Genomic DNA, 23,660 nt, shown 5'->3' with positions numbered 1-23,660 from the left:
ATGTCTTTTTTGTCCTCACCGTCGCCCAAGCTTGCGCCATGGAAAGTTCTGCTGGTCGATGACGAACCCGATATCCACGACGTCACCAAGCTCACGCTGAGCCGCTTCCGCCTCGACGGCCGTGCACTCAGCTTTGTGCACGCCTACAGCGGCGCCGAGGCCAAGGAAGTGCTGGCGCGCGAGCAGGACATCGCGCTGGTGTTCCTGGACGTGGTGATGGAACAGGAGGACAGCGGCCTGGAAGTGGCGCGCTGGATGCGCCAGGAACTGGACAACCAGTTCACCCGCATCGTGCTGCGCACCGGCCAGCCGGGCCAGGCCCCGGAAGAGCGCGTGATCGTCAATTACGACATCAACGACTACAAGGAAAAAACCGAGCTGGACCGCACCAAGCTGTTCACCACCACCTTCGCCGCGCTGCGCGCCTACCGCGACATCATGAAGGTGGAGGAGGCCCGCATCGCCCAGCTGAACTACCGCGAAGGCCTGGAGCGCGTGATTGCCGCCTCGGCCCATATCTTCCAGCAGCGCAACCTGAAGGACTTCGCCAACGGCCTGCTGCAGCAAGTGGTGGCGCTGCTGCGCCTGGAAAACAGCATGCTGCTGCGCCTGCGCGCGGCCACCGCCATCAGCGGCGAGAACGAATACGAAATCCTGGCCAAGATCGGCGACGAGGAAAACATCCTGACGCCCGAACTGCTGGCCCAGCTGGACGACGCCAAGAGCAACCGCATTTCCAAGGTGCAGGGCGACACCTATGTCGGCTACTTCCCCAACAGCAGCGGCAAGGCGTCGCTGCTGGTGCTCAAGGGCGTGGAAGAAATTTCCGAGATCGACACCAAGCTGCTGGAAGTGTTCTGCTCCGGCGTGGCGATCGCCTTCGACAATATCCTGCTGACCCAGGAAATCACCGACACCCAGGCCGAGCTGATCCTGCGCCTGGGCGACGTGGTGGAATCGCGCTCGAACGAAGCCGGCAACCACGTGCGGCGCATGTCCGAAGTGTGCCATTTGCTGGCCGTGGCCAGCGGCATGCCGGACGACGAAGTGGCCGTGCTGCGGCACGCCGCGCCGATGCACGACATCGGCAAGATCGCCACGCCGGACGCGGTGCTGCTCAAGCCGGGCAAGCTGGACGCGGCGGAGTGGGAAATCATGAAGCAGCACCCGGCGGTGGGCCTGTCCATCCTGGACGGCTCGCAGCGGCCGATCCTGAAGGCGGCCGCCGTGATCGCGCACCAGCACCACGAGAAATTCGACGGCAGCGGCTATCCGCAGGGCCTGCGGGGCGAGAACATCCACCTGTACGCCCGCATCGTGGCCGTGGCCGACGTGTTCGACGCGCTGATGCACAAGCGCTGCTACAAGGACGCCTGGCCGGTGGAGCAAGTGGTGAGCCATTTGCGCGAAGTGGCCGGCCAGCACCTGGACCCGGTCTATGTCGAGCACCTGATCAACAACATCGACAAGGCGCTGGCCATCAACGAGCGCTTCCCGGACTAAGCCGGCCCGCCCTGCGGAAACCGGCTGCCGCCGGTTTTTTTTCGCCTGCCGCGCACCACCGGCGAGGTCCCTCAGCTGCCCCTCGCGGGGCTGGCACCGCCCCTTCGCCAGGTATTTAAACCTGGGGCTTGCCGTGCTGGACGCGCGGGAAGCGCAGGTTGTAGTGCAGGCCCATGTTGGGGGCGCTGACCACTTTGATGGTGCCGCCCAGTGGTCCGGTCACCAGGTTATACAGGATGTGGGCGCCCAGCCCGCTGCCGCCGGAGCCGCGCTTGGTGGTGAAGAAGGGGTCGAACAGCTGGCTCAAGGTGCCCTGGTCCATGCCGATGCCGTCGTCGCTGTAGTCGAAGTGCACATGCTCGCCTTCGATCCGGCCCTTGATCTTGATCGAACCGGACTGGCCGTCGCCAAAGCCGTGCACCAGCGAGTTGACCACCATGTTGGTGACGATCTGCGACACCGCGCCCGGGAAACTTTCCATCTGGATGTCCGGCGGGCAGTCCACCTGCACCTCGATGGGTTTGCCCTTCAGCTTGGGCTGCAGCGACAGCAGCACTTCGTCCAAGTATTTGCGCAGGTTGAAGCTGCGCACATTGTCGGACGACTGGTCCACCGCGACCTGCTTGAAACTGCGCACCAGCGCGGCCGCGCGCTGGGTGTTGGTGGTCATGATGCGCAGCGTCTGGTCGACAATGTCGAAGAACTGGTTCAAGCCCTCCTCGTCCAGCGCGCCGCTGGCCAGGTCTTCCTTGGTCAATTTCAATTCCTGCACCAAGTGGCTGGTGGCGGTCACGCAGATGCCCAGCGGGGTATTGATCTCGTGCGCCACGCCGGCCACCAGGCGGCCCAGCGAGGCCAGCTTTTCCTGCCGCACCAGCTCGCCCTGCGCGGTCTGCAGTTGCGTCAGCGCCGTGTTCAGCGCCGCGTTCTGCTCTTCCAGCGCGGTCTTGGCGCGGCGGATGGCGCGGTCGGCCTGCAGGCGCGAGATCACCACCGCCACATGGCTGGCCATGAAGGCCAGCACGTCCAGGTCGGACTGCGAGTAAATCATGTCCTCGTCGTAGCTCTGCACCACCAGCACGCCGTAGGCGTAGTCGTTCAGCAGGATAGGCGCGCCCATCCAGCTGACGATGTCCTCGTTGCCCAGCGGCCGCTCCACGTCGCCCGACGCCATCAGCGCCAGGTAGCCCTCGCGGTCCAGCAGCACCGGCTGGCGCTGCTTGAGGATGTAGGAGGTCATGCCCACGCCGTAGGAGAAGCTGGTGCACGGCGCCGTCGGGTCTTTCTCGTCGACGAAGTAGGGTACCGTGATCTCGTTGTTGCTGGGGTGGTAAAGCGCGATCAGGAAATTGCGCACGGTCAGCACTTCGCTGATGGCCTGGTGCAGGCGCTGGTACATGGTGGCGCGGTCCCAGGCGCCACCGGACAGGCTGGCGATCTCGTACAGCGCGCGCTGCAGGTTTTCCGCGCGGCGCCGTTCGGCCACTTCGTATTCCAGCGCGGCGGTGCGCTCGTGTACCGCGCGCTCCAGCCGGTCCATGCTCTGCAGCCCCTGCAGCGCGCCCGACACGTGGTTGGCGATCAGCTGGAACAGCGCCTGGTCTTCCTCGTTGAAGGTGTGCTGCTTGTCATAGCTCTGGATCACCATGGCGCCCAGCACCTGGTGGTTGTGGTCCACCAGCGGACAGCCCATCCAGTGCTCGGCGGTGGTGCCCAGGCCCCAAGTGCTGCCGTCCACGCCGCGCGAGTTGTGCTCCTCGGCAGTCATGATCAGGCGCTGGCGGTTCAGGATCACCCAGGCGGTCGGCGACTGCTCCGGCGAGGCCAGCTCCACCACTTCGCTGCGGTCCGGCGCCTCGTCCACCTCGTCGACGAAATACACGAAGCGCACCGAGTTGGGACGGCCTTCATCGCTCAGCGCCACGTAGAAATTGGCCGTGTACATGATGCGGCCCAGCGCCTCGTGCACGGCCTGGACGAATTCGGCGATGTCGGTGCACGTGCTCGACTTCTGCCCGATTTCGAGCAAGATGCTTTGTACGGCTTCCAGGCGGCTGAGACGGCTTTCCATCGATTTTCCTATGAGCAAGTTAGCATAGGAATGGTACCAGTTCAGCCGGGCCGGCGGTAGCCGCTTTCTATCCACGCTGTGGCGCTGGCCACACTGAGCTTGAAGGTCGGCAGCGCGCGCACCTGGGCCAGTTCTTCGCCGTAGGGGTCGAACGCGGTCAGGGTGGCGTACGGCTCGTCCTCGTCCGGCGTGATGTCGAAGTTGACGGTGATGTAGGCGGCACCCTCGGTGTTGACGCGCACGCTCTTGTGCAACTGCGCGTGCAGCTGCTGCTCGTGGCGGCGCAGCACCTCGTTGGCGGTCTTGACCAGGGTGTTGAAGGCGTTGATGTCGAGCGGCTTGGGGTTTTTCTTGTCGCGCCCCATGGTCCACGGCCCCACCAGCGCCGGCTCCGGCTCGCCGTCCTTGATCATGGCCACGGCCCAGCCCTCGTCTTCGTCGTTCTTGATCACGCGCGCGGTCCAGCCGTTGGCTTGCCACAGGCGGTCTTCCTGCACCAGGGCGTCTTGTTCGTCGTCGGAAAGAAGGATATCGTCAGTCATGGGCGCTCGCTTTACTGGATATATATACAGTTAAAAACCGTATCATATCGCAATTTACGCCTTGCGCGGAACTGTTGTCGAATTGCGCACCACCAGTTCCGGTTTCAACCGGATTTCCACCTGGCCGCCGCCCTGCTCGTCCTTCTCCTCCTTCAGCCGGCGCAGCACCAGCTGGGCCGCCTGCACGCCCATGGCGTGGTGGCCGATGCGTATGGTGGTCAGCGGCGGATTGACCATGTCGACAAAGGGCATGTCGTTGTGGCCCACCACCGACACGTCCTCCGGGCAGCGCAGGCCGCGCTCGCGCAGCGCGTCGTAGCAGCCCAGCGCCAGCAGGTCGTTGCCGGCCAGGATGGCGGTCGCCTGCGGGTAGCGCTCCAGCGCCGCCAGGCAGCCGGCGCGTCCCGCCTCGCGCGTGTAGGCGCTGCAGTCGAACAGCCACATGTCGGCGCGCGCCACGCCGTGCGCCGCCAGCGCCAGTTCGTAGCCCTCGCGGCGCAGGTGGCCGGTGGACAGCGTCTGCGGCCCCACCAGGTGCACGATGCGGCTGTGGCCGAGCGCCAGCAGGTGCTCCACCGCCAGCCGCATGCCGGCATACTCGTCGTTCACCACGCTCGATACGCGGCCCCGGTCCTCGCTGCGGTTGACGGTCACCAGCGCCACCCCGGCCGCCAGGCAGTGGCCGATGACCGGATCGTCGCGCGTAGCGGTGGCCAGTATCAGCGCGTCCACCTGGCGCGCCAGCAGCTGGTCGACCACGAAGCGCTGCTGTTCCGGGTCTTCGCCGGCATTGGTCACCAGCGCCACATAGCCGTGCTTGCGCAGCGCGTCCTCGATGCCCAGCAGGATGGGCGGAAATACCGGGTTGGTGATGTCGGGCAGCATCACGCCGACGATGTTGGAGCGCCGCGTGCGCAGCGCCGCCGCCATCTTGTTGGGCCGGTAGCCATGCCTGGCCGCTTCCCTGAGCACCCGCTGCGCCACCTCCTCGCCCACCATGTGCCGCGTTTCCGGGTCCATCACGCGGCCGACCGTGGAGGTGTGCACGCCCAGGATCTCTGCCAGGCCCTTCAGCGTCATCTTTTTTTGCTGCATAGCATCTTCCAATAAGCGATGTCGTATTTTCGCACGCCGCTGCCGCCCAGCGTAAACGGAAGAATCGATGCGAACGTTCGCAAATATTTTCGCGTTCTTCTTGAATTGGATTGTCGATCTGCTAGTATCAGATCAATGCGAACGTTCGCATAACTTCTAACCAGCTTGAAGGAGACAGCAAGTGGACATGAACACCGCCAATATCATCGACGGCGAAGCCTCCGTCACCGCCGTGGCGCACGCCGCCATGGCCCGCACGCCCGACCCGCGCCTGCGCCAGCTGGTGGCCGCCTTTGTCGAGCACATGCACGCGCTGATACGCGAAGTGAACCTGACCGAAGCGGAATTCGACACGGTGCTGACATTCGTCGCCGACATCGGCCAGCAGACCAACGCCGTGCACAACGAAGTGGTGCTGGCAGCCGACGTGCTGGGCATCTCCACCCTGGTGGCGCTGCGCAACAACCCGCAGAACCAGGGCCAGAGCGCGGCCGCGCTGCTCGGGCCGTTCTGGCGCGCCGCGGCGCCGCTGTGCGACAACGGCGCCTCCATCGCGCGCGGCGATACGCCCGGCACCCCGATGCGGGTATTCGGCCAGGTGCGCGGCCTGGACGGGCAGCCCATCGCCGGCGCCAAGGTGGACGTGTGGCAGGCCTCGCCCGCCGGCCTGTATGAAAACCAGGACCCGCACCAGCCCGAGATGAACCTGCGCGGCTATTTCATCACCGGCGAGGACGGCCGCTACAGCTTCCGCACCGTGCGCCCGTCCGGCTATCCGGTGCCCACGCACGGCGCGGTGGGCGTGCTGCTGCGCCTGCAGCAGCGCCACTGCATGCGGCCGGCGCACGTGCACTTCATGGTGTCGCACCCGCGCTGCAAGACGCTGATCACCCAGGTCTTCGCCGACGACTGCGACCACCTCGGCAGCGACGTCTCCTTCGGCGTGACCAAGCCGCTGGTGGGACAGTTCGTGCGCCACGCCCCCCCCGGCGAGGACGCGTACTACACCCTCAATTACGACTTCGTGCTGGAACAGGGCGAGAGCTGCTTCCCCGAAGCGCCCATCAAATAAGGAACCATACATGCCATCCCAACTTCCACTCGCCGGCCAGGTGGCTGTCATCGCCGGCGGCGCCGGCGCCATCGGCTACGCCAGCGCGCAGCGGCTGGCCAGGCAGGGCGCGCGCATCGTGCTGCTCGGCCGCGCCGGCGGCGACGCGCACGCCAAGGCCGCCGCGCTGCCCGCTGTGCCGTCCGCCGGCGGCGCCCACTGCGCCATCGAGGCCGACCTGGCCGGCAGCGCCGCGCTGGCCCGCGCCGCCGCCGAGGTGCGCGAGCGCTACGGCCGCGCCGATATCCTGGTCAACTCGGCCGGCTTCACCCAGCCGGTGCCGCACGCCGACCTGGACGCGCTGAACGATGAGCTGATCGACGCCATCTTCACCGCCAACTGGCGTGCGCCGTTCGCCGCCATCCGCGCCTTCGCGCCGCTGCTGCGCGCGTCCGGGCATGGCCTGGTGGTCAACATCTCGTCCATCGCCGCCAGCACCGGCATCGGCAGCAACGTGGCCTACTGCGCCGCCAAGGCCGGGCTGGACACCATGGCCAATTCGCTGGGCCGGGCCCTGGCGCCGCACATCCGCGTCATCAACGTCTCGCCCGGCGTGGTGGACAGCCACTTCGTGCCCGGCCGCGACGCCGCCTTCAACAACAAGCAGGCCTCCACCACCCCGCTCCAGCGCATCGGCCAGCCGGACGACATTGCCGCCGCCGTGGAAGCCTGCGCCACCACGCTGCTGTTCGCCACCGGCAGCGTGATCCGCATCGACGGCGGCCGCCACCTCGGCGCGGCGTAAGGAGAGCACATGCACAAGACCATCATCACTTGCGCCGTCACCGGCAACATCGTCAAGCCCGGGCAGCACCCGGAGCTGCCGGTCACGCCGCGCCAGATCGCGCAAGCCTGCCTGGACGCCGCCGACGCCGGCGCCGCCGTGGTCCACATCCACGTGCGCGATCCGCACACCGGCCTGCCGTCCATGGAGCTGGACCACTACGCCGAAGTGATGCAGCGCATCCGCGAACAGAACCGCGAACTGGTGATCAACCTCACCACCGGCCCGGGCGGCCGCTACATCCCCAGCACCGACGATCCGCAGGTGGCAGCGCCCGGCAGCACGCTGATGCTGCCCGAAAAGCGCGTGGCCCACATCGCCGCGCTGCGTCCCGACATCGCCACGCTGGACCTGAACACCATGAACTCCGGCGCCGATGTGGTCATCAACACGCCGGCCAACGTGCGCCGCATGGCCAAGGTCATCCGCGAGGCCGGCGTGCTGCCGGAAATCGAAATCTTCGACTCCGGCGACCTGCACCTGGCGCGCGACCTGATCGCCGACGGCACCCTGGCCGGCCCCGGCCTGTTCAGCTTCGTGCTGGGCGTGCACTACGGCTTCAACGCCAGCCCGGAAACCATGGCTTACGCGCGCGGCCTGCTGCCGCAAGGCGCCGCCTGGACCGGCTTCGGCATCGGCCGCCACGAGTTTCCCATGGTGGCGCAGGCCTGGCTGCTGGGCGGCCATGTGCGGGTCGGCTTCGAGGACAACCTGTACATCGCCAAGGGCAAGCTGGCGCGCGACAACGCGGAACTGGTGGCGCGCGCCCGGCTGATCGTCGAATCGCTGGGCGGCGCCATTGCCAGCGCGGCCGAAGCGCGAACCATGCTGAACCTGCATCGCGGGTGACGCGGCGTCGCCGCCAACCCGCCCGGCAAGACCGAACAACCGATCACAACGAGGAGAACCACATGAACACCGTACGCGTATCCGAAAAAGCCGCCAGCATCGATTTGCTGGCCCCCTCCCTGTCCACCACCGAGCGGCCGGTGGCGCAGCCCGGCCAGTGCGTCATCGAAGTGCACAGCGCGGGCATCAACCCGAGCGACGTGAAGGCCGCGCTGGGGGCCATGCCGCACGCCGTATGGCCGCGCACCCCGGGCCGCGACTACGCCGGCGTCGTTATCGACGGCCCGGCGGAATGGATCGGCAAGGAGGTGTGGGGCAGCGGCGGCGAGCTGGGCATCCGCCGCGACGGCACCCACGCGCGTTACCTGGTGCTGGACACGGCCGCCGTGCGCGCCAAGCCGGCCGCCATCTCGATGCTGGAGGCCGGCGCGGTGGGCGTGCCCTTCATCACCGCCTACGAAGGCTTGCGCCGCGCCGGCCTGCCGCAGGCGGGCGACGTGGTGCTGGTCATGGGCGGCAACGGCAAGGTGGGCCAGGCCACCATCCAGCTGGCCACCCGCGCCGGCGCCCGCGTGTTCGCCGTGGAGCGCGGCAAGGAAGCCTACATCGGCCACGCCAGCGGCGCGGTCGACATGATCGCCGCCGACAGCCAGGACATCGCCGCCTACGTGCGCGACAAGACCGGCGGCCACGGCGCGGACATCGTCTACAACACAGTCGGCAGCCCTTACTTCGAACAGGCCAACGCGGCGCTGGCCACCGGCGGGCGGCAGATCTTCATCTCTACCATCGAGCGCGCCGTGCCGTTCGACATTTTCGCCTTCTACCGCGGCCAGCACACCTATGTCGGCATCGACACCCTGGCGCTCGATTCGCTGGCCTGCGCCCGCATCCTGGACGCGCTGGCGCCCGGCTTCGCCGACGGCACGCTGAAGCCCTTCCCGGTGCCGGCGGACACCGTCTACGCGCTGAAGGACGCCTTGCAGGGCTACCGCGCGGTGCTGGGCGGCGCGCGCGAGCGCGTCGTGCTGCAGCCTGTTCAGCAGCCCGCTCCGCAGCCATGAACGTCACCCGCTACAGCGGCGCCCCCGCCTACTTCCCGTCCAATCACGAAGGCATGCACTGCCTGCGGCTGCAAGGGCACGAGGCGGGGCCGTCCGACACGGTGTGGCTGGGGCTATCGCACCTGCTGCCCGGCGGCGGCACCACGCTGGACGCTTCCGGCGTGGAGAAGCTGTACCTGGTGCTGGAAGGCGAAGTGACCATCGTCACCGAAGACGGCGCGCAGCTACGCGAACACGTGCTGCGCCAATACGATTCCGCGCGCCTGGCGCCCGGGGAAAAGCGAGCATTAAAGAACCATACCAACCACCCGGCCAGCATCCTGCTCGCCATGCCATACCAATCTACATAAGTCGCAAACAATACGCTAGACCTTGATCGAAGCACACGACGAAGCATTGGAGGAGACACATGATTACCACCAGCCCCACCGGGGCGGGCGCGCTGCCGCCCGCCGTCCGCACCCGCAAGCCGTTCTATGCCATCCTGTACGTGCAGGTACTGTTCGCCATCGCGCTCGGCATCCTGCTGGGCCACTTCGACGCCAGGCTGGCGATCGACATGAAGCCCCTGGGCGACGGTTTCATCAAGCTGATCAAGATGCTGATCGGCCCCATCGTGTTCTGCACCGTGGTCAGCGGCATCGCCGGCATGCAGGACATCAAAAAGGTCGGCCGCATCGGCTGCAAGGCGCTGCTCTACTTCGAGCTGGTGTCCACCTTCGCGCTGTTCATCGGCATGGCGGTCGGCAACTGGGTGCGCCCGGGCGACGGCTTCAACGTCAACCCCGCCACGCTGGACGCCAAGGCCGTCACCGATTACGTGGGCAAAGCCAAGCACATGACGCCCACCGACTTCTTCCTCAACATCATTCCCAACACCGTGGCGGACGCCTTCGGCAGGGGCGACGTGCTGCAGGTGCTGCTGATCTCCCTGCTGTTCGGCTTCGCGCTGTCGGCCATGGGCAGCCGCGCCAAACCGGTGACGGAGCTGATCGACATGGGTTCGCAGGCGGTCTTTGGCGTGATCAACTTCCTGATGCGCTTCGCCCCCATCGGCGCGTTCGGCGCCATGGCCTTCACGGTCGGCAAGTACGGCGTGGTGTCGCTCGGGCCGCTGCTCAAGCTGATCGGCACCTTCTACCTGACTTCCGCGCTGTTCGTGCTGATCGTACTGGGACTGGTCGCGCGGGTGGCCGGATTCAGCATCATCAAGTTCATGGCCTACATCAAGGAAGAGATCTTCCTGGTGCTCGGCACCAGCTCGTCCGACACGGCGCTGCCCACGCTGATGGCCAAAATGGAGAGGCTGGGCTGCTCCAAACCGCTGGTAGGCCTGATCGTCCCCACCGGATACACTTTCAACACCGATGGCACCAGCATCTACATGACGATGGCGGCGCTGTTCGTGGCCCAGGCCACCAACACGGAACTGAGCCTGCTGCAGCAGCTGGCCATCTTCGGCGTGGCCATGCTGACCTCGAAAGGCGCCAGCGGCGTGCAAGGCGCTTCCTTCATCGCGCTGGTCGGCACGCTGGCGGTGGTGCCCACCATCCCGGTGGCCGGCATGGCGCTGATCCTGGGCATAGACCGCTTCATGAGCGAAGCGCGGGCGCTGGTCAACATGATAGGCAACGGCGTCGCCACGGTGGTCATGGCGCGCTGGGAAGGTGAACTGGACCGCGACAAACTTGCCGCCATCCGCTAAGGACAACGATATGAAGAATACGAATACCTCCTCGCGCTGCGCCGCCGCGGCCGCCCTGGCCCTGGCTGCCGCGGCGGGCCACGCCGCCGCGCAGAGCAATGTCACGGTCTATGGCCGCCTGAACGTGGCCATGGAACACATGGAAACCTCGGCCGCCGGCGCCGCCAGCAATGGCAAGCGGCTCGCCGTCACGCGCCTGGTCAACAACCGTTCCGTGTTCGGCTTCAAGGGCGCCGAAGACCTGGGCGGCGGCAACAAGGCCATCTTCCAGATCGAAGGCACGCTGTCGCCCGACACCGGCGAAGGCAGCCCGGCCCAGCGCGACACCCGCGTCGGCCTGGAAGGCGGCTACGGCCAGCTGTTCCTCGGGCATTGGACCACCCCTTACAACAACAGCACCTCCGGGCTGGACCCGTTTTACCCCACCACGGCCGGCTACATGAGCATCATCGGCAACGGCGCCGGCTCGACGGTGGACAACCTGGGCAACCTGTCCTCTTTCGACCGCCGCCAGCAGAACGGCATCAGCTGGTACTCGCCCACCTGGCACGGCATCACGCTGCGCACCGCGCACGGCATCAGCGAGGAACGTCCGGCCGGCGGCGCCAAGCCGTCGCTGACCTCGCTGGCCGGCGTCTACGAGCAAGGGCCATGGTACGCCGCGCTGGCCCACGAGCGGCACCACGATTACCAGGGCAAGGGCCGCGACGACAGCGGCACCAAGCTGGCCGCCGCCTACCGCTTCAGCCACCGGCTGGGCGAGACCCGGCTGGCCGTCATTGCCGAGAAACTCAAGTACCAAACCGCCACCGGCAAGCTGGAACAGACGGCTTACTATGTTTCTGCAACGCACCAGGCCGGCCCGCACGGGCTGCGCCTGGGCTTTGCGCACGCCGGCGACGGCAAGGGCGGCTCGACGCAGAAAATCGGCTACCTCAAGCGCGGGCCGGACACCGGCGCCAGCCACGTCACGCTGGGCTACGACTACACGCTGTCCAGGCGCAGCAGCCTGTACGCGTATTACACGCGGCTCGACAACGACGCCAACGCGCTGCACGACTTCGCCATCAACGCGCTGACGGTCAGCGCCGGGGCCACGCTGCAGGGCGCCGCCTTCGGCATGCGGCACGCGTTCTAGCGCGGGATCGGCCAGCGCCGTAAACGCGGAAGCCCGCATGATGCGGGCTTTTTATTTGGTGGGTTTATTCCCGAATGGCCGCGCTAGGCAGCCAGCAGCGACATAGCAGGCCGGGGCGGCGGCGCGATCGGCGGTCCCAGCGGGGTGCGGCGTGGATCGATCGCCGGCTCCGGCATATGGTAGGTGTAGGGATTGATGATGATCGGCGGAATGGTAGGCGGCGCCGATGGCGGCCCCTTGGGTCCGCCCGAACACTCAGTCGCGCTACGCTGGCGCATTGCACTGCCGAATCCCGAGGATATCGATTGACCCTCGCTCAGTTCTAGCCAAGCCATATTGCCCTCCATGTGCAGGATAGGTATTCAGTATAGGCAACGATATCTTTAATTCAAGGACGGATCCGCCGGTTTTTTCCGCGGGCGGGGCAAGCTTCGCAGCTTATCGCCGCCGTCCGCCATTGATCCCGTGAATTCTGCGCTCCATCGCAATCCGGTGGCCCGGCGCCCCGCTGCACCGTAAAGTTACACCATACCAACCACGGCATCACTCGCCAAACCAGGGGAACCCTCATGAAAAAACTGCTCGCCATCCTGCTTATCGCCCTGCTCTTTATTGCCGCCTGGAACACGCTGGACAGCAGCGGCATGGTGGTCCACCTGGGCGACGAAGAATTCGACGGCCCGCTGGGTGTGTTGCTGGGCATCACCTTCGGCGGCCTGGGCCTGCTGATCGGCGCCGTGGTCATGGTCTGCGTGGCGGTGTTCCTGGGCTTCCTGTTCGCCGGCCTGGGCGTGCTGATGGTGGCCGGCCTGCTGATGCTGGCGGTGGTGCTGGTGGCCGTGATGTCGCCGCTGATGCTGCCGGTGCTGATACCCGCCGCCATCATCTGGTTCATCGTGGCGCGCAACCGCAAGCAGCGTGCCCGCGAGAGCAAGCTGAAGGACATGGACCCGCACGCAGCCATCTGACAGACGCAGCGATCAAGTCACACAGTCAAGCGGCCGGGGGCAAGTCCTGCGGCCGCTTTTTTTCCGCCTCCGGCCCGCACTGGTCGCCCCGCTCCACCCGGTTGCGCCCGCCCCGCTTGGCGCAGTACAAGGCCTTGTCAGCCCGCACCAGGGCCGTGTCGCCGCTGGCGTCGGCCGGGTCCAGCGCGGCGATGCCGATGCTCACCGTGACCGGCAGCGTGCGGCCCTCCGCCTCCAGCGGCGTGTTGGCGATGCGCTGGCGCAGCCGTTCGGCGAAGGCGGTGGCGGCCGCCATGTCGGCGCCCGGCAACAGCACTGCGAATTCCTCGCCGCCCACCCGGCCCAGCGTGTCGATCTTGCGCTGGCTGTCGCGCATCAGCGCCGCCAGGTGGCGCAGCACGGCGTCGCCGGTGGCGTGGCCGTATTCATCGTTGACGCGCTTGAAATGGTCCAGGTCCAGCATCAGCACCGCGCCCTGCTCGCCGACGTCGCGCTGCAGGCGCGCCTGCTCGTCGTCCAGGCGCGCCATGAATTCGCGCCGGTTCGGCAGGCCGGTCAGGAAATCGGTGGTGGCCAGCACCAGCAGCTCGTCGTTCATGCGCTTGCGTTCGGTGATGTCCAGCGTGGACACGATCATGAAGTCCAGGCTGTGCGTGTGGCCCGGCATCACCAGCAGGGTCAGCTCGTTCTGGCGCTGCACCCCGTCCAGCCGCTCGAAGCTGCTCTCGCAGGCGAACAGGTGGGCGCCCTGGGCCAGCGCGCCCAGCGCCTGGGCGAACGCCGGCATGGCGCTGGCGTCGAAATTCTGCGCCAGCGTCAGCGCGGCGGCGTCCTTGCTGCCGGGCGGCGCGCCCACCTGGGCCAGCGCGGCGGCGTTGACGTCGATGATGCGCACCAGGCCGGCCAGCCGCGCCACCTGGCTGGGGTTGGCGCGCAGCCAGGCCGGCACGTCGTCCACGCCGGACTGCTCCAGCTCGGCCAGCGCGGCCCGCACCGCCGACCAGTCCTGTTCCCACAGCGCCACCGGCGCGTGGTCGTACAGGCTGCGGAAGCGCGCCTCGCCGGCGCGCAGCGCCACTGCCGCCTGGGCCTGTTCGATGGCGATGCCGGCCAGGCGCGACGCCTGTTCCATCAGCGCCAGCTGGGCCACCCCGGGCGCCTGCGCGGCGCGGTGGAAGATGGCGAAGGTGCCCAGTATCGCGCCGCTGGCGGCGCGGATCGGTTCGGACCAGCAAGCCTGCACATCGGCCTGGCGCGCCAGGTCGCGGTACTGCGACCACAGCGCGTCCTGCGCGATGTCGGCCACGATCACGCGCCGCCCCAGCTGCACCGCCTGGCCGCAATAGCCGCCCGGCTGCTCGACCGACTGGCCGTCGATGGCCGCGCTCAGGAACGGCGGCAGGCTGGGCGCCGCGCGCACATGCAGCCGGCGCCCCTCCTCGTCCAGCAGCAGGATGGCGCCGCGCAGTTCCGGATGGCCGTCCTCGACGCCGTGCACCACGCTGTCGAGTATGGTCTGCAGCGGCGCGCCGGTGGCCAGCAGTTCCAGCACCTGGCGCCGGGTCTGCTCGCGGCGCTCGCTCTGGGTGCGCTCGGTGATGTCGCGGAAGGACCACAATCGCGCCGGCGCGCTGCCCAGCTTCAGGCCGCGCGTAAACAGCTCGATCACGCGGCCGTCGCGCAAGTGCAGCAGTTCGTGCTGCACCTCGTTCTCGCCCTGGCGGCGCGCCACCGCCGCCAAAAACACGGCCGGCTGCGCCAGCTGTTCGGCCACCTGCTGCAGCAGGATGGCGCCGTCCTGCTGCCAGTCCAGGTGCTCGGGCACGTTCCACAATTCGCGGAAGCGGCGGTTGGAGTTGAGCACGCCGCCCTCGAAATTGTCGACCAGGATGCCGTCCACGGTGGAGTCGAGGATGCTGCGCAGCACGGCCTGGCTGCGCTGGGCGCTGTCGGCCATGGCCAGCAGGCTGGCCTGGCCCTCCTTCAGTTCGTCGGCCAGCTGGCGCGTCCGGCTCAGCGCGCGGCGCGCCTTCAGGCTGCTGCGCGCCAGCATCCAGGCCAGCGCCGCCAGCACCCCGCTGAGCACCACCCCGGCGCCCCCGATCAATTGCACCTTGCCGTCGCGCTCCGCGCCCACGCCGCTGCCCGGCAGGCCGCTGATGCGCACCGTCCAGCGGTGCCCGGCCAGGCTGATCTTCTGCATGGTATGCCGCATGCCCGGCTGCGGCGGCCCGGGACGGCTGTCGTACATGCGGCTGCCCGCGTTCAGCGCTTCGCCGTCATAGATTTCCACGTCCAGCTTGGCGGCGCGCTCGCCGCCCAGGCCTGCCATCACGTCGCCGAGCCGAAACGGCGCGTACACCCAGCCGGTCAGCGCGGCGCGGCGCTGCTCGATGGTGTGCCGGGGCTGCGCGTTGTGGTACACCGGCAGCACCAGCAGGAAGCCGGCCTGTTCGTCGTCCTCGCGCTGGTCCTCCTGCACCAGCCGGATCTTGCCGCTCATGGCGGGCAAGCCGGAATCGCGCGCGCGTTCCAGCGCGGCACGCCGCACCGGCTCGGACAGCGGATCGTAGCCGAAGGCCTTCAGGTTGCTGCCGCTGAACGGCTCGATGTAGATAATGGGCGCGTACTGCGGCCGGTCGCCGGGCGGGCGCACCGCGTAGCCGGGAAAGCCGTCGCGCCGGACGGCCAGCGTGTGCACTTCGCGCTGTCCGCCGCCCACCAGGCGCATGTAGCCCACGCCCTGGATGCCGGGGAAATGCTGGTTCAGGTTCTGGCTGTCCAGGTAACGGTGGAATTCTTCGCGGTCGACGTAATCCGAACTGATGTACAGCCCCTGCACGCCGTACAGCACCTGCTCATAGGTTTGCATGCGCTGCGCGATGCTGTTGACCAGTTCGCGCACGCGGAAGTCGAAATCGGCCTGGATTTCCTGCGCCGCGTCGGCGCTGGCGTTGCGCCACAGCCACCAGGTCGAGCCCAGGCACACGCCCAGCACCAAGCCGGCCACGACAATTGGGCTCAGCAGGTCTTGCGGCGTCCGGCGAGGCTGGGGCCGGGAATCGGTCGAGTCCATGGTTTTCGCGGGGAAAACTGCGGTGGGACAAAATACCAGTGGATTTGATAGTACGTTACCGGGACCGCCCCGCGCAATGTCCCTGTTGTGGATTAGCGGCAATACAATATGCCGCATTGCCATTCCCAATCGGGCCTCAGGGCCCGATTGTAAGGGAATCCCCTAGGAATCCCTCAGGCTGCGGCCGGGCTGCCGTCCGCGTATTGGCGGTAGCCGCGTGCGCGCAGTGCGCAGGCCGGGCAGCTGCCGCAGCCATAGCCCCAGTCGTGCAGCGCGCCGCGCTCGCCCAGATAGCAGGTGTGCGTGGCTTCCCGGATCAGGTCCACCAGCGGCGTGCCGCCCAGCTGCCCGGCCAGCGTCCAGGTCTGCGCCTTGTCCAGCCACATCAGCGGCGTTTCCAGCTTGATGCGCGTGTCCATCCCCAGGTTCAGCGCCACCTGCAGCGCCTTCATGGTGTCGTCGCGGCAGTCCGGATAGCCGGAGAAATCGGTCTCGCACATGCCGCCCACCAGCACGTTCAGGCCGCGCCGGTACGCCAGCGTGGCCGCCACCGTCATGAACATCAGGTTACGGCCCGGCACGAAGGTGTTCGGCAAGCCGTTTTCCTGCATCACGATCTCGATATCCTCCGTCATCGCGGTCTGCGACAGCGCCGAAATCAGCGACAGGTCCACCATGTGGTCCTCGCCCAGGCGCGCCGCCCACTCGGGCTTGTGCGCGCGCAGCGCCTGCAGCACCTGCGGCCGCACTGTCAGCTCGATGGCGTGGCGCTGGCCATAGTCGAAGCCGATGGTCTCCACCCGGCTATAGCGCTCCAGCGCCCAGGCCAGGCAGGTGGTGGAATCCTGGCCGCCGCTGAACAGCACCAGCGCCGCATCTGTCTTGATCATTTCGTTGCCTTCAATAAATCTTAGTAGTACGCCATCTTTCGGGACTATCCGGTAACATGCTGAATAGTTTTCCCTATCAAAAGAACCGGCGGGACCTCGAATTTTGGCACAACTCATCACAAAAGCAATGGGCAAGCGTGCCTGGGCCGCCCTCCTGCTGGTTTGCGCCCTGCCTTGCGCGGCGCTGGCGCAGGGCATGCAGTACAACGTCAGGGTCAATGCGCCCGGCGAACTGGAAGAGCTGCTGACCGAGAACCTGGACCTGCTGCGCTTCCGCGGCAACCCGCGCATCGACCGCGAACAGCTGCAGCGCATGGCGCGCAGCGCGCCGGAACAGGCGAAAACCCTGCTGGCCACGGCCGGCTACTATTCGCCGGTGGTCAGCACCCGCATTGACGGCCTGCGCGAAGGCGAAGGCGGCACGCCGACCGTGGTGGTGGACGTGCAGCCGGGCGAGCCGGTGCGGGTGGGCAGCGTGGAGATCGTGCTGCAAGGCTTCGCCTCCAGCAGCGAGCAGCCGTTCGACAAGGCCGCGCTGCAAGCCGCGTGGCCGCTGCCCAAGGGCGACATCTTCCGCCAGGACGCGTGGGAGCAGGCCAAGCGCGCGCTGCTGCGCCAGGTGGTGCAGACGCGCTACCCGCGCGCCCAGCTCAGCGACAGCCTGGCCACGGTCGATCCGGACCTGCGCACCGCCGCGCTGCGGGTGGTGCTCGACAGCGGCCCGGAACTGCGCTTCGGCGAGCTGCGCATCGAAGGCCTGAAGCGCTATCCGGCCTCCATCGTGGCCAACCTGAACCAGATCAAGCCGGGCGATTATTACAGTGAAGCGGCGCTGCAAGCCTACCAGTCGCGCCTGCAGGACACCGGCTACTTCGCCAGCGTGGAGGTAAGCGCCGACTTGAGCGCCATCCTGGACGAGCAGCTGGAAGTGGCCGAGAAGAAGCAGGAGGACCAGCAGCAGGCGGAGCAAGCCGGGCAGCCGGCCGCCGCAGCGCCGCAGCCGGCGCCGGCCGCAATGGCCCCAATGGCTCCGCTTCCGCTGCTGGTGCGCGTGGTCGAAAACAAGCGCCGCAACGTCAGCGCCGGCCTGGGTTTCAGTACCAACACCGGCAACCGCGTCCAGCTCAATTACGACGACCTGGCCATCTTCGGCCTGAAAATGAAAAGCGCGCTGACGCTGGAAACCAAGAAGCAGACCGCGCGCGGCGACTTCTACTTCCCCATCACGCCGGACGGCTACAGCGACAGCTTCGGCGGCGCCTACGAACGCAGCGACATCGAGGGCGAGGAAACCACGGTGTTCACCGTGTCGGCCAAGCGCGCCTGGGGCACGCCGCTGCTCGAACGCAGCCTGGGCGTGGAACTGCTGACCGAACAGAAGACCGTGGCCGGCCAGCCCAATGTGCGCAGCACCAGCTTGCCGCTGACCTATTCGGTCACGCGCAGGAAGCTGGACAACCTGCTGTTCCCCACCAAGGGCCATGTGCTGAACTGGCAAGTGGGCGGCGCGCTGCTGCCGCTGCTCACCGACGAACCCTTCCTGCGCGCCAGCACCAAGGCCATGTGGTACATCCCCTTCGGGACGAAGAGCACCGTGATACTGCGCGGTGAGCTGGGCGCGCTGGCGTCCAGGCAAAAGGACGGCGTGCCCACCACCTACCAGTTCCGCGCCGGCGGCGACCAGTCCGTGCGCGGCTACGCCTACCAGGAGCTGGGCGTGCGCAAGGGCGACGCCACCGTAGGCGGGCGCTACCTGGCCACCGGCAGCGCCGAATACCAGTACTGGTTCAAGCCGTCCTGGGGCGCCGCCGTGTTCTACGACGCCGGCAACGCTTCCGACTCGTTCTCCGGCCTGCATCCGAAGTCCGGCTACGGCGTCGGCGCGCGCTGGAAAAGCCCGGTCGGCCCGATCAACGTCGATGTCGCCTACGGCCATGCCGTGCAAAAGGCGCGTCTGCACTTCTCACTGGGATTCACGTTCTGATGGCAGACATTACTGTTCCCGGCCACGGCGGCGGCAACCAAGGCGGCGGCGATGCCCGCGACACGGGCGCGCCCCCGGGCGGCGGCAAGCCGCCGCGCCGCTGGCTGCGCCGCGCGCTGATCGCGCTGGCGCTACTGTTCGCGCTGCTGGCCGGCCTGGCATGGCTGCTGGGCCGCGAGTCCACCTTGCAGCAGATAGTCCGGCGCGTGGCCAGCGCCAGCGGCGGCCAGATTGTCGCCACCGGCGTCAGCGGCTCGCTGTACGGCCGCATGCACATCGACCGCGTCGTTCACCGCACGCCGGAAAGCGTGCTGACGGCGAACGACATCACGATCGACTGGTCGCCGCTGCAGTACTTCAGCGAAGGCATCGCCATCAGCGAACTGCACATCGCCAGCGCCGTATCGCAAACGCTCAAGCCGGGCGAGCCGGCCAAGCTGCCGGACACGCTGGCCCCGCCGTTCCGCCTCAGCGTGGCCGATGCCCGCCTCGACAAACTCACCTTGCTGGCCGCCACCGACACCGCCGCCGGCGCTGGCACCGTCATCAGAGCGATCCGCCTCAAGCTCGACGGCGACAGCCAGGCCTGGCGCGTGCGCGAAGCCAGCGCCATGACACCCATCGGCCGCGTGGCCCTGGACGGCAGCGTCGCCGCCCAGCGCCCCTTCAAGCTCGACGCCAAGGCCAGCCTGACGCAAACCACCGGTATTCCCGCAGGCGCCAAGCCCGCCCAGCTCGCGCTGGCCGCCGGCGGTAACCTGGCGCTGATCGAACTGGCCGCGCAAGGCACCTCCAGCAACGCCGCCGGCGACGCCAAAATCAGCCTGGCGCCGTTCGATCCCATCATCCTGCGCGCGGCCGACATCAACGGGCGCGGCATCAATCCGGCCTTGTTCGATCCCGCCTGGCCGCAGGCCGATCTGAGCTTGAACCTGCAAGCCAGGATCGCGCCCAATCAGGCCGTCAGCGGCCAGCTATCGATACAGAACCGGGGCCAGGCTGGCCCGCTCGACCAACACCGGATTCCGCTGCGCGCCGTCAGCGGCCAATTGGGCGGAACGCTCACCGCCACCACCATCGGCCAGGTGCTGATCGACCTGGGCGCGGCCGGCACATTCACCGGCGGCGGCCGCGTGCAGCGCGTGGCGGTGGACGGCGGCGTGGACGCAGCCACCTTCCAGCTGCACACCGACCGCCTCGACCTGCACGCCATCCACGGCGCCGTCAACGCCACCAGGATCGCGGGCGACATCGCATTGGGCAGTACCGGCAAAACGCAAACGCTGACGGTCAACCTGGCGCAGACCGGACTGCGCCTGGAAGCGCAAGCCACGCTGGCCGACGCCCTGCTGCGCCTCAAGCAGGCCCGCCTGACCGCCGGCAAAGGCAGCATCAACGTGAGCGCCGAAGCCAGCCTGAAAGACCAGCAGCCCTTCAAGGCCAACGCCAGCCTGGCGCGCTTCGACCCGTCCGCGCTGGGCGCGCTGCCGGCGGCGGACCTGAACGGCGAACTGAACGCGGGCGGCAAACTGCTGCCCGCCTGGCAAGTGGCGGCCGACTTCAAGCTGGCTGCCAGCCGCCTGCTGGGACAGCCGCTGTCCGGCGCCGGCAAGCTGCAGGCGGACGCCACGCGCCTGAGCGGCGTGGACGCCAAACTGGCGCTGGGCCAGAACACGCTGGACCTGCGCGGCGGCTTCGGCGCGCCGGCCGAGCGCCTGGTGTGGCGCGTGGATGCGCACCAGTTGTCCGCCATCGGCAGCGGCCTGCAGGGCGCACTGGCCGCAAACGGCGTGGCCAGCGGCACCTACGCCGCGCCGCGCAGCACCTTCGAGGCCGATGCCAAAGGCCTGGGCCTGGTCCAAGGCCAGGGCGCCGGCAAGCGCCCGGCGCCCGACAGCGCGCTGGGTAGCGTGCTGCACGCGGCCGGCGAAGTGTGGCTGGCCGGCGCCCCGGGCAAGCCGGGCAAGCACGGCGAGCTGACCGTATCGGGCAGCGCGCAGCGCGTCAACCCGGCCGCATTCGGTCCCTACACGGCCGGCAGCATCAACGCCGACTTCAGCGGCAGCGCCAGGCTGGCAGCCGACTGGCGCGCGGTGCTGGACCTGAAACTGCAGCCGTCCACCCTGTCCGGCGCGGCGCTGTCCGGCTACGCCAAACTGGCGGCCGACCACACCCGCATCGACAGCGCCGACATCGACTTGCACCTGGGGGCCAACAGCCTGCAGGCCAAGGGCGGCTTCGGCAGCGCACGCGACCGGCTGGACTGGAAAGTCGACGCGCCGCAACTGAACGCCCTGGGCGCGGGCTTTGGCGGCGTGCTGCGCGGCACCGGCTCGCTCACCGGCAGCATGGCGCAGCCTGCGCTCGCGTTCAGCATGGACGGCGCCAACCTGCGCCTGTTCACCGAACACCAGATCAAGAGCATCAAGGCCAGCGCCAGCATCGGCACCGGCTTCGGCGGCGCCGACCCGCTCACCAGCGATGTGGAACTGGCGGGCTACGTTTCGCCCGGGCTGAGCATCGACAAGGCGCGCTTCCAGTCCAGCGGCACCCGTGCCGCGCACACGCTGCAGCTCAGCGGCAGCAATCCGCAGTTCGACGCGCTGATCAAAGTACGCGGCGGCAGCAGCGGCGCCGGCGCCACGGCGCGGACCGCGCCAGGCGGCAGCATCGCCGACGACAGCGTCTGGACCGGCACCATCGAAACGCTGCAGAACAAGGGCCGCTACGCCTTCACCCTGCAAGCCCCCGCCACGCTGCGTATCGCCGGGGCAGCCGGCGGCGGCGCGGCCGGCCTGGCCAAGCCGGAGCAGCTGTCGCTGTCCAGCGCCGTGATCAAGCTGCCGGACGGCAGTATCCGCATTGACACGCTGGACAAGAACGGCCCGCGCTGGCGCAGTAAAGGCAGCGCCGCCGGCGTGCCGGTCAGCTACCTGGCGCAATTGTCCGAGCTATGGCGCGACAACGTGGTGAGCGACCTCACGCTGGGCGCCGCCTGGGCGCTCGACCTGCAGGCCGCCCCGGCATCGGCAGCGGCAGCGACGCTGCCGCCGCCAGCCACGGCGGGCGCACCGGCCAAGGGCACCGCGACAGCGCCTGCGGCAGCGGCACGCAGCGCCACCCCGGCCATCGCCAGCATTGAAGGCATGCTGCGCATCTACCGCGAGGCCGGCGACATCACCGTCACCAGCGGCGACAAGCCCATCGCCCTCGGCCTGCGCCAGTTCGAACTGCGCGCCGACGCCGCCGCAGGCGCGCTGCGCACGCAGCTCAACCTGGACGGCACGCGCGCCGGCGTAGCCCGCATCGACGCCACCGCCCAGCTGCAGAACGGCCGCGTCGCCAACAGCAGTCCGCTGGCCCTGACCGGCAGCGTCAATATGCCGTCCATCGCCTGGCTCGCGCCCCTGTCCGGCGTATTCGGGCTGGAACTGGACGGCGCCCTGAAAGTATCGGCCACCGGCAGCGGCACCATTGCCGACCCGGTGCTGAACGGCGACATCAGCGGCGACAGGCTGCTGGTGAACTGGGCAGAACAAGGCATCAAACTGCGCAACGGCCAGTTGCAAGCCAGGCTGGCAGGCGACCAGCTCAACCTGCAGAAACTGTCCTTCGACGGCGAGCAAGGCCGCGCCCAGGCCGAAGGCTGGGTCAAGCTGGCCAACACCGAGGCCACCATGCAGCTCAAGCTGGTGGCCGACAAGCTGCTGGTGCTGGCCCGCCCCGACCGCACGCTGGCCGTCACCGGCCAGGCCACCCTGGTGCGCGACCAGAAGCACTTCCAGCTCGACGGCAAGGTGAAGGCCGACCGCGCCCGCATCGAACTCGGTTCCGAAAACGGCCCCACCATCAGCAGCGACGTGGTGGTGCTGGGCCGCGGCAAGCCGCCCGGCAAGGTGGCCGCCGTGCAAGCCATGCCGCTCAATGTGGACCTGGAAGCGGACCTCGGCCAGGACTTCCACCTGAAAGGCAAGGGACTGGACGCCGACCTGTCCGGCACCGTGCACCTGCGCATTTTCGACCGCCGTCCTCCGCGCGTGATCGGCAGCATACGCGTCGACAACGGCACCTACAAGGCCTACGGCCAGAACCTCAGCATCGAACGCGGCGTGCTCAATTTCACCGGCGCCTACGACAACCCCGGCCTGAACATCCTGGCCGTGCGCAAGCGCCCCGAGGGCGAACAGCTGAGCGAAACCAATGTGGAGGCGGGGGTGCAGGTGCGCGGCACCGCGCTGGCGCCGCAGGCCAAGCTGGTGTCCACGCCGTCCGTGCCGGACAGCGACAAGCTATCCTGGCTGGTGCTCGGCCACGGCATCGCGGACGCCGGCGGCAACGAGATGGCGCTGCTGGGCACGGCCGCCGGCGCGCTGTTCGGCGGCACCGGCGGCGGCATCGCCGGCAAGCTGGGGCTGGACGAACTGGGCGTGACGCAGGCGGCGGGCAGCTCGCAGGCCAAGGGCCTGGAAAATACCGTGGTCACGGTCGGCAAGCGGCTCTCGTCGCGCGCCTACCTCAGCTTCGAACAGGGCGCCGGCACCGCCACCAGCCTGGTCAAGCTGCGCTACAAGCTCAATCCGCGCATCACGCTGCAGTTCCAGACCGGCACCAACAACGCGCTTGACGTGCTGTACACCTGGGCCTTCGATTGAAGGCCGGCGGCTAGCTGGGATTATGGTCCGGCACCGGATCGTCCTGCGGCACGGGGGGATTCGGATGGTGGGGATGGGCCGGGATCGGTTCCGGCAAGGGCTCATCGACCGGCGCCGGATCCGGCGCGCGGTGGGCTTGAACGGCGTCTGGGGAGGAAAACGGGGCCATGGTTCACTCCGAAGTGAGAACAATGGCCCCATTCTACGCCGCCTGGCGGCGGCATCCCA

17 protein-coding genes are annotated in these 23,660 nt (G+C 68.0%); 11 read left to right on the top strand and 6 right to left on the bottom strand.

The features are described from left to right. Positions 1–1,503 (top strand): DUF3369 domain-containing protein, encoded by a 1,503-nt coding sequence (locus AC6H42_RS09300; protein WP_057158206.1) that lies wholly within the window; start codon positions 1–3, stop codon positions 1,501–1,503. Between the two features lie 115 nt (positions 1,504–1,618). On the opposite strand, the gene AC6H42_RS09295 is transcribed toward AC6H42_RS09300, so the two are convergent. Genes AC6H42_RS09295 through AC6H42_RS09285 form a run of 3 tightly spaced genes read right to left on the bottom strand, consistent with a single transcriptional unit; the run spans position 1,619 to position 5,211 of the window. After that, positions 1,619–3,574, bottom strand: a complete 1,956-nt coding sequence (locus AC6H42_RS09295; RefSeq protein ID WP_057158207.1) for a GAF domain-containing protein — start codon at positions 3,572–3,574, stop codon at positions 1,619–1,621. A 41-nt stretch (positions 3,575–3,615) separates the two neighbouring features. Beyond that, complete coding sequence (locus AC6H42_RS09290; protein ID WP_057158208.1) at positions 3,616–4,116, bottom strand: hypothetical protein; 501 nt, start codon at positions 4,114–4,116, stop codon at positions 3,616–3,618. Between the two features lie 54 nt (positions 4,117–4,170). Next, complete coding sequence (locus AC6H42_RS09285; protein WP_497547887.1) at positions 4,171–5,211, bottom strand: LacI family DNA-binding transcriptional regulator; 1,041 nt, start codon at positions 5,209–5,211, stop codon at positions 4,171–4,173. Between the two features lie 187 nt (positions 5,212–5,398). Between AC6H42_RS09285 and AC6H42_RS09280 the strand changes: the two genes are divergently transcribed. The 8 genes from AC6H42_RS09280 to AC6H42_RS09245 all read left to right on the top strand — a co-directional run bounded on the left by AC6H42_RS09280 (position 5,399) and on the right by AC6H42_RS09245 (position 12,830). Further along, entirely contained in the window at positions 5,399–6,283 is an 885-nt protein-coding gene (locus AC6H42_RS09280; protein ID WP_057158210.1) for a dioxygenase family protein, read from the top strand. 10 nt (positions 6,284–6,293) lie between these two features. Further along, positions 6,294–7,067 carry an SDR family NAD(P)-dependent oxidoreductase gene (locus AC6H42_RS09275; RefSeq protein WP_497547886.1) on the top strand — a complete coding sequence of 258 codons (774 nt, stop codon included), beginning with the start codon at positions 6,294–6,296 and terminating at the stop codon, positions 7,065–7,067. A gap of 9 nt (positions 7,068–7,076) precedes the next feature. Next, a complete protein-coding gene (locus tag AC6H42_RS09270; RefSeq protein ID WP_057158212.1) occupies positions 7,077–7,955 on the top strand; it encodes a beta-keto acid cleavage family enzyme in 879 nt (292 codons plus the stop codon). Between the two features lie 62 nt (positions 7,956–8,017). Continuing rightward, on the top strand, positions 8,018–9,019 hold the full coding sequence (locus tag AC6H42_RS09265) for a quinone oxidoreductase family protein (protein ID WP_497547885.1): 1,002 nt from the start codon (positions 8,018–8,020) through the stop codon (positions 9,017–9,019). Then, complete coding sequence (locus tag AC6H42_RS09260) at positions 9,016–9,369, top strand: cupin domain-containing protein (protein WP_057158214.1); 354 nt, start codon at positions 9,016–9,018, stop codon at positions 9,367–9,369. The genes AC6H42_RS09265 and AC6H42_RS09260 overlap by 4 nt, the downstream gene beginning before the upstream one ends. A gap of 59 nt (positions 9,370–9,428) precedes the next feature. Beyond that, positions 9,429–10,724 (top strand): dicarboxylate/amino acid:cation symporter, encoded by a 1,296-nt coding sequence (locus AC6H42_RS09255; RefSeq protein ID WP_497547884.1) that lies wholly within the window; start codon positions 9,429–9,431, stop codon positions 10,722–10,724. Between the two features lie 10 nt (positions 10,725–10,734). After that, positions 10,735–11,862 carry a porin gene (locus AC6H42_RS09250; RefSeq protein WP_497547883.1) on the top strand — a complete coding sequence of 376 codons (1,128 nt, stop codon included), beginning with the start codon at positions 10,735–10,737 and terminating at the stop codon, positions 11,860–11,862. A gap of 569 nt (positions 11,863–12,431) precedes the next feature. Next, complete coding sequence (locus tag AC6H42_RS09245; RefSeq protein ID WP_497547882.1) at positions 12,432–12,830, top strand: hypothetical protein; 399 nt, start codon at positions 12,432–12,434, stop codon at positions 12,828–12,830. A gap of 25 nt (positions 12,831–12,855) precedes the next feature. Here AC6H42_RS09245 and AC6H42_RS09240 read toward each other — a convergent pair whose 3' ends face one another. Further along, complete coding sequence (locus AC6H42_RS09240; protein WP_497547881.1) at positions 12,856–15,906, bottom strand: CHASE domain-containing protein; 3,051 nt, start codon at positions 15,904–15,906, stop codon at positions 12,856–12,858. Between the two features lie 173 nt (positions 15,907–16,079). Further along, positions 16,080–16,796: a 7-cyano-7-deazaguanine synthase QueC gene (gene queC / locus AC6H42_RS09235; protein ID WP_057158219.1), complete on the bottom strand. Its 717-nt coding sequence runs from the start codon at positions 16,794–16,796 to the stop codon at positions 16,080–16,082. Positions 16,797–16,923: 127 nt separating this feature from the next. Here queC and AC6H42_RS09230 point away from each other — a divergent pair, with 127 nt between their 5' ends. Further along, positions 16,924–18,780 (top strand): autotransporter assembly complex protein TamA, encoded by a 1,857-nt coding sequence (locus AC6H42_RS09230; RefSeq protein WP_057158220.1) that lies wholly within the window; start codon positions 16,924–16,926, stop codon positions 18,778–18,780. Beyond that, a complete protein-coding gene (locus tag AC6H42_RS09225; protein WP_497547880.1) occupies positions 18,780–23,432 on the top strand; it encodes a translocation/assembly module TamB domain-containing protein in 4,653 nt (1,550 codons plus the stop codon). Before AC6H42_RS09230 ends, AC6H42_RS09225 begins: the two co-directional genes overlap by 1 nt. A gap of 10 nt (positions 23,433–23,442) precedes the next feature. Here the strand turns inward: AC6H42_RS09225 and AC6H42_RS09220 are convergent, their stop codons facing one another. After that, positions 23,443–23,601 carry a hypothetical protein gene (locus tag AC6H42_RS09220; protein ID WP_200954105.1) on the bottom strand — a complete coding sequence of 53 codons (159 nt, stop codon included), beginning with the start codon at positions 23,599–23,601 and terminating at the stop codon, positions 23,443–23,445. Positions 23,602–23,660 lie beyond the last annotated feature (59 nt).

The sequence above is a fragment of the Massilia sp. NBRC 108631 genome (assembly GCF_059704565.1).
The sequence above is the reverse complement of the archived record's forward strand: the minus strand, read 5'-3'. Positions and strand labels throughout refer to the sequence as shown.